Genomic DNA, 12,303 nt, shown 5'->3' with positions numbered 1-12,303 from the left:
GTCCCGATTCGCTGGGGATCAGGTCCGCACGGCGCGCGGAGCGCTGGCGGCTGAGATGGGTTCGACGGCAGACATGTCGCGGTTGCGTTGGTCGCCGGGATTCTGAGGGCCGGGTGCAGCGCCCGGGCGTCCTGGCTTGGTGACGTTGGGGCCGGTGCCCTTGTCCTCCGGCGCCTTCTGCAGCGCAGGCGTCGGCTTTTCGCCATCGGGGGCGGTGTTGCGGCCCATCGGCATGCCGCTGCCGATCCGGCCGTTGGCAGGATTGCCGCCGCCACGCTTCATGTCGTGGGTCATGACGTCGATCATGCACGGCCTGGCGGGCGCCACGCAGCCGTTGAGCGCGCGGTTGAACAGTCCGGGCGACACGGATGAGAAGTGCACCACCGGCACCTTCTCGCTTGGCTTCTCCAGCACGACGTAGCTGGCCGGTGCAAGGCCGCCCTGCCCGCTTGCCTTCACCTGCGCGACCCAGGCCCGGAAATCGGCCGGCGCCATCCCACGCAGCTTGAAGCGCATGTCGGAATAGCCGCGGCCGGTATAATTGCCCGAATAGCCCCAGCTCTCGCCCGGCTTGTTCAGCACGGCGTTCAGCTGCGACTGCATGCCCGGCATGGCATAGATCATGCCGGCCATCGTCGGAGCGTAGAAGGTGTTGAACTGGCTCGTCGAGGTGATCGAGAAGTGGACCGGCACGTCCACCGGCAACGCCAGCTCATTGACGGTCGCGATACCCAGCTCGGGATAGATGAAGAGCCATTTCCAGTCGAGTGCGACCACCTGCACCTCGAGCGGCTTTGTGTTGGCGGGAACCGGCTGCCCCGCGGACAGTCGGGCGAGCGGCCGGAACGGATCGAGTAGGTGGGTGCTCGTCCAGGTCACAGCGCTCAGTGCAACGATAATCAGTAGCGGGATCGCCCAGATCGCCAGCTCCAGCGTGGTCGAATGATCGAAACCGGGGTCATAGGTCTTCTTCGCGTTGCCACGTCGATAGTGCCACGCGAACAGCACCGTCATCGCCATGACCGGCACGACCACCAGCAGCATGATCCCGGTCGAAAACAGGATTAGGTCACGTTGCTGGACGGCGATGTCGCCGGTTGGGTTCATGACGACCATGTCGCAGCCGCCGAGCAATGCCGGCATGGCGACCAATGGAAGGCGTGACGCCCATGGGATGAGGGGTGATCCTGATCTGCGCATGCCTCGCCGATAGTCCGGCACCACCTGCCCGCATTTGACCACGGTCAAAGTGCCGCGATTTGCTAGACGGTAGTGTCAGTCATCATCAGCGCGGATCGTCGCACGGCATGTGTCGGGGCAAGCCTCGCATCGGACGGGTCGGAACAGAGGACAAACGGATGGCAGCCAGAAACTTGAAGGCTGGGAATTCGACGCCGTTGGAGCGTGATGCCCGGTTGATCAATGCGCGCGACCATCGCGTCCGTCCTGGCGAGATCGCGGTCGGCGTCATCATCGGACGATCGTCCGAGTTTTTCGACTTCTTCGTCTATGCAATCGCCTCGGTGCTGGTGTTTCCGTCGCTGATATTCCCCTACGTCGATGCGCTCACAGGGACAGTCTACTCCTTCGCCATCTTTGCGCTCGCCTTCATTGCGCGGCCGTTCGGGGCGCTGCTGTTCATGTGGCTCGACCGCAAGCATGGCCGCGGGGTCAAGCTGACTGTCGCGATGTTCCTGCTCGGCGGATCGACCGCTGCGATGGCGTTCCTGCCCGGCTACGCGCAGATGGGCAGTGGCGCCGTGGCGCTGCTCGCGCTTTTCCGGATGGGTCAGGGTTTCGCGCTAGGCGGCACCTGGGATGGGCTCCCCGCCTTGCTGTCGCTCAACGCACCACCCGAACGCCGGGGCTGGTTCGCAATGATCCCGCAGCTGGGGGCGCCGGTCGGGTTGTTCGTCGCCACTGCGGTGTTTGCCTTCCTGCTGACCACGCTTACCACCACCGACTTTCTTGAATGGGGATGGCGCTATCCCTTCTTCGTGGCCTTCGTCATCAACGTGGTAGCGCTGTTTGCACGGCTCCGCCTGATCTCGACACCTGAGTTTCAGGAGCTATTCGAAAGCCGCGAACTCCAGCCTTCGTCGGTTTCCGAACTGTTCCGTAACCATGGCAAGGTCGTCCTGCTGGGTGCCTTTGCACCGCTTGCCAGCTTCGCGCTGTTTCACTTGGTGACGGTATTTCCGTTGTCCTGGTTCGTGCTCACCTCGGGCGAGCCGCCGGTGCGTTTTCTCAGCATCGAGATGGTCGGTGCAGCCGTGGGGCTTGTAGCCGTTGCCCTCTCAGGCATCCTCGCCGACCGTATCGGCCGTCGCAAGCTGCTCGGCATTTCCGCGGTGCTGATCGGTGCGTTCAGCCTCTTCGCACCGCGCCTCCTCGGCCAAGGAGCCGACGGTGAATGGATCTATATGATCTTGGGCTTCGTCCTCCTCGGCCTCTCGTTTGGACAGTCGTCGGGCGCGGTGAACGACCGCTTCCCGCCCCGCCATCGCTATACCGGTGCGGGCACTACAGCGACCGCGGCTTGGTTCATCGGCGCGGGGTTTGCGCCGCTTGCAGCACTGCTGCTGGCCAGCAACTTCGGGCTGATCGCGGTCGGTGTCTACCTTTTGTCAGGCGCGCTGTGCACGCTGGGAGCACTGGCACTTAACCGTGAGTGGGGAAGCAAAGTCGCCGGGTGATTGTGGCTTCGGAGACAAGACGCGCCGTCACCATCTCCTAATGTCGCAGAATGCATGACTTCCGCGACAATCCCGCGAAAGCCCTGTGTGGTAGGGACGTTAGGTGCCTCGCTCAGATGGTGATCTCGCCCTCGTCGCTACCATCCCAGTAGCGGATCGCCTTTGCATCGATACGAATCATCACGACACCGGGTGTGTCGATACCCTCGGGAAAGTACCGATCGAGATCCTTTGTCCAATGATCGGCGAACGCGGCTTTGTCTTCGATCAGCGCAGCGGCGCCTTCGACAGTTACAAACAGCGGGGGGCCGCCGAGCATGCCAACCGCACCGGTATAGCTAAGCGTAACGTGCGGATCGGCGCACAGGTCGGCAATCTTTCGCGAGTTCTGATAAGCGAAGAAGTAGCTGTCGCCTCGATATTCGACATTGCCGTTGTTGCTCATCGGGCGGGCTGTCAGGGTGCCGTTGGGTGAGCGAGTGGCCATCATTGTAAAGTCCAACTTTGCCATCTTCTTTGACAGGTCATCTAGGCTGAGGTTCGACATGGTGTTACTCCTTCAGTTTGGGCCAGGAAGTATGCTCAAGCGGTTATAACGAATGTAGCGACGTATCGGTCGCGCGAGCCAATGCGACCATCGGCTGAGGGTCCCCCGGTTTCTCATCCAAGTCGAGGGTGAGCATCCGGCGTTCATTCGGCCGCGATCTTGGCCGCGGCGGCAGCATATTCGACCGGCGTCAGCCAGCCAAGCGATGTGTGAGGACGGCTCTCGTTGTAGTCCCGTCGCCAGGCCTCGATCTTGGCCCTGGCGTCCTTCAGCGACAGGAACCAATGCGTGTTCAGGCACTCGTCCCGAAGGCGGCCGTTGAACGATTCCACGAAGGCATTGTCCGTCGGCTTGCCCGGCCGGCTGAAGTCCAGCGTGACGCCATTCTCATAGGCCCAGCGGTCGAGCGCCTTTGAGATGAACTCCGGCCCATTGTCCACCCGAATGGTCCGTGGCGCGCCGCGGATCGACGAGATCCGCGCCATCACCTCGACCACCTGCTCACCCTTAATGCCCTGGTCGACGTCGATCGCCAGCGCTTCGCGCGTGAACGCATCGACGACGGTCAGCGCCCGCAACCGCCGGCCATCGAACAGCGCGTCGGAGACGAAGTCCATCGACCACATCTCGTTGGCCGCCGATGCCGCAGGCTGCCGGTCTCGGTTGGCAGCGCTGACGTTGCGCCGGGGTTTCTTGAGCCGAAGGCTCAGTCCATCATCCCGGTAGAGCCGGTAGACGCGTTTGTCGTCTAATCGGTCAAGCCGTTTCCCAAGGTGCTCGTAGTCGATCTGCTTTTGCGCATCGTTGTCGTCTTCGAGGTCAGGACGGGTCCAGCCTCAGCATGGCGCCAGATCGCCGGCCTCTCGATGTGGTTCCCGTGTTCCAGATGGTCACGAAGCGAGTCACGAGATGGCCGTGGCCGCACCCTGGCAGGGCGGCAGCTCCAGAAGCGGGTATCAGGTCATGGCAGCCACCTTCGGGTCAAAGGCTCGCCCGTCGATCCACATCCGGTGCAGTATCACTGCCAGCTTGCGGGCCAGCGCAACGCGCGCCTTCCAGAAGCCCGATCTCCGGCCGATGGCGGCAGCCCAGTCCTTCAGCGGCAATGCCTGCGAGGTCCGCGACAGCATGACATTGGCCGCTTCGAACAATAGCTTGCGGGTGAGGCGATCTCCGCACTTGGAGATGCGGCCGTTGATGTCGACCTCGCCCGATTGGTAGCGGCGAGGGGTAAGACCGAGATAGGCGCCGACATCCTGCGAGCGTCGGAACCGGTGAGGATCCTCGATGGTGGTCATGAAGCTGACGGCCGTCAATGGACCGACACCGGGCATCGTCATCATCAAGCGGCAGGCGCCGCTTTGCCGGGCAACCCGCCCGAGCTGCTTTGCAATGGCAAGCTGTTGCTCCCGCAATGTGCCCAGCATCGCTAGCAGGCTCTCGAACAGTGCGGCGACGACCGGATCGTCCGGCAGCGTTGCCCGGACCTGACGTTCGAAGGTGCCACCCTTTCCGGGTCCGACCAGAATGCCAAAAGTCTTCGCCAGGCCGCGTATCTTGTTGATGAGCGCGGTGCTCATGCCGACCAGTTGGTCTCGCGTGATCAGGAGCGCGCGCAACCGGTGTGTCTCCATCGAGCGAACAGCGACCGGCCGGTACCAGCCCGAGCGGACCAGCCGTGCCAAACCAAACGCGTCGTTGCGGTCCGTCTTGTTCATCTGCAGCTTCAGCGCTGCCGCAGCATGCCTGGCATGAAGACACACAACCGGCAGCTCTCGCTCGGTTAATGCGTGCCACAACCACACGGTCATCGGGCCTGTCTCGATACCGATCCTCACGGCTCCTGCTGCCCTCAGCGCCAGCACGGCCGCGACAGCGTCGGGGTCCGTCCGCGACTTACCGTCCCATATGCGATCGCCCATTTCGTCCACGACGCAGATCGCGGTCTCCTTCATCGACACATCTAGGCCAACATAGCAGGTCATCTTCCATCCTCCTCTTCAGGGGACGACAGGCTATCCCAGGGAGCACCGCTCCTGATTACGCCATGTGGTTCACCAACCAGCCCTCCCTGCGCAGCAGGATGTAGATGCGGAAGTAGCCGTACCGCGTCCGCGTCGCGGCCAGATCGCGGATGCGCAGCATCAGCGGCGCCTGATCCGGGCGATGCGACACGTAGCGCACCGACGACCGGTCAACGCCCAGCGCCGAGCAGCTGCGCCGCTCGCTGACACCGTGGGACGCCTGGACGTGCGCGACGAGTTCGCGCCGTCGTCCAGGCGTCAGGGCTTTTTTGACAGCACGTCCTGCAGGATGTGCTTGTCGAGGCTCAGGTCCGCGACCAGCTGCTTGAGTTTGCGGTTCTCCTCCTCAAGTAGCTTCAGGCGACGCAGCTCGCCGACGCCGAGGCCGCCGTACACCTTCTTCCAACGGTAGAACGTCTGCTCCGAGATCCCCATCCGGCGGATCACCTCCGACACCGGCGTGCCCGTCTCTGCCTGCTTCAGCGCAAACGCGATCTGCTCCTCAGTGTGCCTCGTCTTCTTCATGTCCCAGCTCCTTGCCCGAAGGCTTCAAAGGGCCGGAAAACTCTCACTCAGCTTGGATGAAAAAACAGGGAGGACGTCAACCCCGCTACTACCCTTCGAACAATCCAGCCAAGTAACCTCAAGCGCGGCTGCGGTCCGCTTGTTTCGTATGTGCCTGAGTGCTCGACGCTGGGTAACAAGGTCGGCCTCGCTTTTAAGCATACTCGACAAGAAATGACGGGTGTGGCGATCTGGTATAACGGTCGCTTCTCTCGTATATTCGGAATGTCCGAGCAGGACATTGCGTCAAACACTGCGCCTCCAGCTCAGGACGTCCCGCTACGAAACCATTCGACTCTGCTGTCACTACAAATCGACTCAGAAGGCAAGGTTGTCCAATGTGCGGTCGCCAATGGGAGCGGTAGTGCCAGTTTGGATGCCAAAGCTTGTGAGGCAATGTCCGCGAAGGGCAGATTTGTACCTGCCACGGATAAAAGCGGCCGCCCGATACGCTCGGTCAAGCAGTTGCGTGTCACGTGGCCCATGGGCCAATAAGTTTGAGCGTCCCGGCTTACTGCCTCATTGCGATGTTAGTTTCGCCGTGCGCTCAAGCAAACGAGATGCCGGCGGACGATCGCTATCCGATCCTTCCGAAGATGACGCTAATTCGTGAGGATGCTCGCCCTTCTGCTAGCTTCATGCTGTCAACTCGGGAGGTGACATGGAAGCAATATCTCCAATCCGTTGATGGAGCGCGCTGCCCAATGCCGCAGACATCGTCGGGCAAAGATCAGGACGCTCTAAGCGCCCGGGACCCACGGATTAGAGACGATTACCCGGTTACTGGCGTCAGCGCGGAGCACGTGAGATGCTACATTGCATGGTTGAACCGGGCCACCAACTCGGCTTTCCGGTTGCCTACGCTCAGAGAGTGGCAGGTAGCCGCGCGGACTGCACAACCGCGTCTATGGTCATCTTGGGAAAGGGCAAGAGCTGCTTCCCTGGTGCGCTCGGACCCTCGCGCAAGCGTTCGCGAGGCTACAGTACAAGTCGTCGCCGGGGGACCTGCTACCTCTGAGGGCATCTTCGACCTTGAGGGCAACGCCGGGGAGTTGGTGTCCGATTTGCATCGCTTATCAGGACAGGAGCTGGAAAGGTGCGCGGGCGCGGAGCCGGACGTTCCGTTCGTCACAGGGCTCGGAGGGTACTCTGTCGAACGTGGCAGCGGCAGGGAAATTCCTAGTGACTTTCGGGCTGTCTCACACTCGATATGTGGTGGCGCAATGACCAGCGTCGGGTTCAGGCTTGCCGCTTCGCTGTTGCACGCACCGACCCACCCAAAAACGCGCTAAACTCGCGGCTATCCGCGAGAAGAGCATAGGATGGGTAGGTTGCCGCTTTCGGGAGCTGCCGTTGCGACGTTCAACGTCGCAAAGAGCGTTTTCAGTCTGGCCGCTTCGGCGGTGCCTGATCCGGCTTCTTCAGCCGTGGGTACATAACGGCAGCCATCATTAGCGTTCCGACCCCATAGGCAATTCGACCAAGAGCAAACGCGAGCAGCGCCACGCACACCAAAGTACCAGTCACGACACGTGCGTTTGTCATCGATTGATTCTGACGCATGGATAGGTCTTCATCAAGTGTCAGAACCGGTGCGGATCACCGTCCACCGCCTCTTGATGCGCTGCCAGAACAACAGCTTGTCAGAAACGTCGGAATGTTCGCTGTTGCGCGTTAGCGACCAATCGGCCTGTCCCGGTTGGGATCGAGAAAAAGGAAGCGAGCTTCGTTCCCAAATACGATTGCTAGAAAGCTCTTGCCTTAGCTGTCCGCAGCATCAGCCAAGCTCAAGCGGACACCACGCGCAGGGCGGACGCTATAGGGCGCGGGACAAATCGTGCGTTCGTAAGCAGACACGCCTTGATCTCCGCGCTGCGAAGCGGTTTGCTGAAGAGGTAACCCCGCAAATGGGTGCACCCGGCCTCAACCAGCGCCGCCATCTGTTCCGCTGTCTCGACGCCCTCGGCAACCACGCCCATGCCGAGTTTCGTCCCCAATCCCACGACCGCCTGAATGATTGCGGATGAGGCCTGGGAGGCGAGCATCTGCCGCACGAAGCTCTGGTCGATCTTCACCTTGTCGAACCGGAACCGCTCGAAGTAGCTGAGCGAAGAGTAGCCGACGCCGAAATCGTCCATCAGGATCTGGATGCCGAGCGTGCGCAGCTGGTCCAGCTCGCGGAACGTGTGGTCGATGTCGCGCAGGAACAGTCCTTCGGTCACCTCTAGCTGAAGGCGGCGCGGAGACAGGCCGCTGCTGGTCAGAACGTGGCGGACGACCTTGAACAGATCGCCTGCATGAATCTGCATCGGGGAGATGTTGACCGCGACTTTGATGTGTTCCGGCCAATCCGTCGCCTCCTCGCAGGCGATGCAGAGAATGCGTTTCCCGAGTTGCGCTATCAACCCGCCTTCCTCGGCAATCGAGATAAACAGGTCGGGTGGGATCGGCCCCCTGACCGGATGGTGCCAGCGGGCCAGGGCTTCCACGCTCGTGATCTGCCCGGTGCTAGCGGATACTACGGGCTGGTAGGCGAGCGTGATTTCTCCGCTGTCGAGGGCAGTGCGCAGGTCGCGCTCCAGCTCGCGGCGATCCTGAGTGGCGCGGTCCATCTCGGCGCTAAAGAAGCAGACGATCCCGCGGCCCTGCTGCTTGGCGCGATAGAGCGCCAGATCGGCGTGCTGGCGCAGCTCCTCGGTCGTGGTGGCATCACCGGGTGCAAGCGCGATGCCGATGCTGCTCCCAAGCTGGACAGTCGCCCAGCGGGTGACGATCGGCGATGCCAGCGTGGCGACGACGGTCGCAGCGAGGATGCGGGCGCGCTCGGCGGGTGCGGCGCCGGTAACGATCATCGCGAACTCGTCGCCGCCCACGCGGGCGAGCGTCGTCGTTGCGGTCGTAACGGCGCGAAGGCGATCGCCGATCTGCGCGAGCACCGCGTCGCCAGCGAGATGGCCGAACTGATCGTTCACCGCCTTGAAGCGGTCGAGATCAATGCTGATGAGGGCGAACGGCGCCTGCGCAGCGATCAGCCTGTCCATCTCGTCGACGAAGGAACCCCGGTTGCGCAGCCCGGTCAGCGAATCATAGTGCGCCAGGCGCTGCACTTCTGCCTGCGCTATTCGGGTTTCGGTCACGTCCTCGGACATGCCGACGATATATTCGCGCTCGCGGTTCGGCCCGTCGACGACGATGCGCTTGGTGCGCAGCGTTACAGGGTCACCGCCAGGGCGCTCGAACTGGCTCTCGAAGAGGTGGACACCCTGAAGCGCCAGGGCGGCCTCGTCGCGTTGCTCATAGCCGGCGCCTTGGGCGAACAGCTCAAGGTCGGTCTTGCCGACCATATCGTTCCGGGAACGGCCCGTCAGTTCCTCGCCGGCACGATTGACCAGCAGGTAGCGCTTGGTTTCCGCGTCCTTGACGAACAGCACCGCGGGAAGATGATCGACGACCGTGTCCAGGAATGCCTTGGCCTGCTCCCGTTCACGTTCCAGCATCTTGCGAGCCGAGGCATCCCGGATGATGCCGGCGAAGTTGTGACCTGTCGCTACCGATCCCCAACGGGCGAGCGATAGTTCGATCGGAAACTCGCTGTCGTCGAAGCGCTTGGCGGTCAGCTCGACAGACTTGCCGACCAGGGTCGTGGGACCGCCCGCGGAGGCGCGTGCGAAGCCGCGATGATGAGCGGAAGTATGAGCCGGGGGTATAATGATATCGAGGGAACGGCCTACCGCCTCGGCAGACGAATAGCCGAACATCGCCTCCGCAGCCCGGTTCCAGAACGTGATCGTGCCCTTGCCGTCGACACAGAGGATCGCGTCCGAGGTGACATTGACGACCTGGGTCGCGATCTCGCCGATCTGCCGATAGCGACGAGCCTCGATCAGGCCGATGACGATCCCGGCAAGATCGGCAAGCGCCCTGAGTTGGTCGGGCCGCACCTCAGCCCGTGGCTGGCGATCGAGGACGCACAGCGTGCCGAGACAATGGCCAGCCGAGGTGATGATCGGCGCACCGGCATAAAAGCGAAATCCGTCATGACCGAGGGTCAGTGGGTTCCCTTCACATCGTGCATCGGCGTGGGTGTCGAGGATGACGACCGGCTCGGCTGACTCCAGCGCCAGAATGCAGAAGGCATGTTCTCGGGGCGCTTCCGTATCTGGAATGCAGACGCGCGACTTGAACCAGGCGCGCCGGTCGTCGACCAGACTGACCGCTGCGCTTTCGCTGCCAAGCGCGAGAGCCGCCAGCCGTGTGACCTCATCGAAGTCCCGCTGGGTAGGCGTATCGAGGATCGCCATGCTCCAGAGCGCGGTGAGCCGACCCATCTCGGCCGCATCGCTCAGGGAGCTGGTGAAGGTCATAGCTGCATTAATGGCATTGGGGTGTTGGTAACTTATTAACGCGTCACCTTTGTCTGACTCCGCGTCGCCGGTCAGCCGGTGATCATCTCGCTAACCCGTCGTTCCAGTTCGAGGACGTTGAAGGGCTTGGTCAGCACCGCCATGCCCTCGTCAAGATGCCCGGCGCCCACCGCCGCGTTCGCGGCATAGCCGGTGACGAACAGGACCTTCAGGTCCGGTCGCGTGACACGACCGGCATCAGCGACCTGGCGCCCGTTCAAACCGCCAGGCAGCCCGACATCGGTGACGAGGAGATCGATCCGCTCGTCGGATTGCAGCAGCGCGACGCCCAACGGGCCATTGCTGGCCGTCAGCACACGGTAGCCGGCGTCACCCAGAATCTCGCCGACCAGCTCGCGAATCGCGGCTTCGTCCTCGACCAGCAGCACGGTCTGACCTTGCTCGGCACGATGCCGTACCGCTGGAGCCTGCTCCAGTTGGGCAAGGTCGTGGGTGCCGACGAGGCGGGGCAGATAGAGGCACATCGTCGTGCCCTGACCGACCTCGGAATAGATGCGGACCTGTCCACCCGATTGCCGGACGAAGCCGTAAATCATCGATAGACCCAGGCCCGTGCCCTCGCCAAGCGGCTTGGTGGTGAAGAACGGATCGAATACCCGCTCGATGACGTCCGGCGACATGCCGGTGCCGGTGTCGGTGACGCACAGCGAGACGTAGTCGCCTTGCGGCAGGTCCTGCGCGGCCGCAGCACGAGCATCGAGCGTCTTGTTGCCGGTCTCGATCGTCAGGCGACCGCCATCGGGCATCGCGTCGCGCGCGTTGATGCACAGGTTGAGCAGCGCATTCTCCAGCTGCGGCGCGTCGACCAGCACCGGCCACAATCCCGCCGTGGCGGCGAAATGCAGCTCGATCGAGGGGCCGAGCGTGCGGTCGATGATCTCCGACATGCCCGCAACGAGCCGGTCGGTGTCCGTCGCGACCGGCGCCAGCGTCTGGCGGCGCGAGAAGGCGAGCAGGCGCTGGGTCAGCGCCGCGGCACGCTGCGCGCCGGTCAGCGCCATGCTCATGTAGCGATCGAGCTTGTCGTACTGCCCTGCGGCGAGGCGGTGGCCGAGCAGTTCCAGCCCACCAGTCACCGCGGTCAGCAGGTTGTTGAAGTCGTGCGCCAAGCCGCCGGTCAACTGACCGACCGCTTCCATCTTCTGGCTCTGGCGAAGCTGGTCCTCGGCCTTGGCGAGCGCCTCGGCACGCAGCTGTTCCTCGGTCACGTCGCGGCCGATGGCGACGATGCGGCCGTCACCCGGCCCGGCCGTCCAGGAGATGGTGCGATAACTGCTGTCCTTGTGGCGGTAGCGGTTCTCGAAATTGCGGAGCGCGGCACCCTGCAGGATGCCGGCCGTGCCTTCCAGCGTATGGGTCAGATCGTCCGGGTGGATCAGGTCGAGGAGGCTGCTACCGGCCAGCTCTTCCTCCCTCCAGCCGAGCACCTCCGTCCAGGCCGGGTTGACGGCTTCCATGGTGCCATCGAAGCCTGCGATGAGGATGATGTCGGCTGACATCTCCCACAGGCGATTGCGGTCGGCCGTACGCTTGGCGATCTCGGTCGCGAGCTTCTGGTTCTCGGCATAGACGTGCTGGGCGCGTTCGAAGATGCCGGTCTGCTCGGGGCGAAACTCCACGTCCGGTGCGCCAGTGTTGACCGCCTCACGCAGCCGCTCAAGCTCGGTGACGTCGATTGGATGCTGGAGGATAAGCGTCACCTTGCCATCCGCATCGAAGACGGGAGCGTGGGTGATGCTCCAGAACCGCCGCTCCATCCCGCCGCCCTCGGCGTCAGGACGAGGCACGTCGAAGCGCAGCAGCGCCATTGTGTCGGGCCTTCCCGTCGCCTTTACCCGTTCGAAGGAGTCGACCGCCTGCCGTACGGTCTCGGCATCGCTCGGGAAGGCGTCCCACGCCCAGCGACCGAGGATCTCGGGAAGCTCGCGCTTGACCGAGTTCAAATAGGCACGGTTGGCACCGGCGATGTTGAGATCGCGGTCGAGTACCAGATAGGGGTTTGGCGACCCGTCGAAGAGGCCGGCATAGTCGAGGTCGGGAAGGCTCAA

General features: G+C 63.0%; 8 protein-coding genes and 2 pseudogenes. 3 read left to right on the top strand and 7 right to left on the bottom strand.

Going from position 1 to position 12,303, the window contains the following annotated elements; all coding sequences use genetic code 11:
• Positions 1-18: 18 nt before the first annotated feature.
• Positions 19-1,143, bottom strand: coding sequence for a ubiquinol oxidase subunit II (gene cyoA, locus AC4GY7_RS09215; protein WP_491113139.1), 1,125 nt, complete (start codon positions 1,141-1,143; stop codon positions 19-21).
• 215 nt (positions 1,144-1,358) lie between these two features.
• Between cyoA and AC4GY7_RS09210 the strand changes: the two genes are divergently transcribed.
• Entirely contained in the window at positions 1,359-2,696 is a 1,338-nt protein-coding gene (locus tag AC4GY7_RS09210) for an MFS transporter (RefSeq protein ID WP_491113137.1), read from the top strand.
• 112 nt (positions 2,697-2,808) lie between these two features.
• On the opposite strand, the gene AC4GY7_RS09205 is transcribed toward AC4GY7_RS09210, so the two are convergent.
• The 4 genes and pseudogenes from AC4GY7_RS09205 to AC4GY7_RS09190 form a co-directional block, all read right to left on the bottom strand.
• Positions 2,809-3,243, bottom strand: a complete 435-nt coding sequence (locus AC4GY7_RS09205; RefSeq protein ID WP_491113135.1) for a pyridoxamine 5'-phosphate oxidase family protein — start codon at positions 3,241-3,243, stop codon at positions 2,809-2,811.
• A 143-nt stretch (positions 3,244-3,386) separates the two neighbouring features.
• Positions 3,387-3,998: pseudogene (locus AC4GY7_RS09200) on the bottom strand (IS3 family transposase); the annotation flags it as partial.
• A gap of 201 nt (positions 3,999-4,199) precedes the next feature.
• Entirely contained in the window at positions 4,200-5,228 is a 1,029-nt protein-coding gene (locus tag AC4GY7_RS09195) for an IS110 family RNA-guided transposase (protein ID WP_491113133.1), read from the bottom strand.
• Positions 5,229-5,292: 64 nt separating this feature from the next.
• Positions 5,293-5,792 (bottom strand): annotated as a pseudogene (locus AC4GY7_RS09190) (transposase); the annotation flags it as partial.
• A gap of 213 nt (positions 5,793-6,005) precedes the next feature.
• On the opposite strand from AC4GY7_RS09190, the gene AC4GY7_RS09185 reads away from it, so the two are divergent.
• Positions 6,006-6,326, top strand: a complete 321-nt coding sequence (locus AC4GY7_RS09185) for an energy transducer TonB (protein ID WP_491113131.1) — start codon at positions 6,006-6,008, stop codon at positions 6,324-6,326.
• Positions 6,327-6,358: 32 nt separating this feature from the next.
• Positions 6,359-7,123, top strand: coding sequence for a formylglycine-generating enzyme family protein (locus tag AC4GY7_RS09180; RefSeq protein ID WP_491113726.1), 765 nt, complete (start codon positions 6,359-6,361; stop codon positions 7,121-7,123).
• Positions 7,124-7,618: 495 nt separating this feature from the next.
• Here AC4GY7_RS09180 and AC4GY7_RS09175 read toward each other — a convergent pair whose 3' ends face one another.
• Positions 7,619-10,195 (bottom strand): sensor domain-containing phosphodiesterase, encoded by a 2,577-nt coding sequence (locus AC4GY7_RS09175; protein ID WP_491113129.1) that lies wholly within the window; start codon positions 10,193-10,195, stop codon positions 7,619-7,621.
• A 71-nt stretch (positions 10,196-10,266) separates the two neighbouring features.
• Entirely contained in the window at positions 10,267-12,303 is a 2,037-nt protein-coding gene (locus AC4GY7_RS09170) for an ATP-binding protein (RefSeq protein ID WP_491113127.1), read from the bottom strand.

This window comes from Sphingomonas sp. SP5 (assembly GCF_058313455.1).
This window is presented reverse-complemented; position numbering and strand designations above follow the sequence as displayed.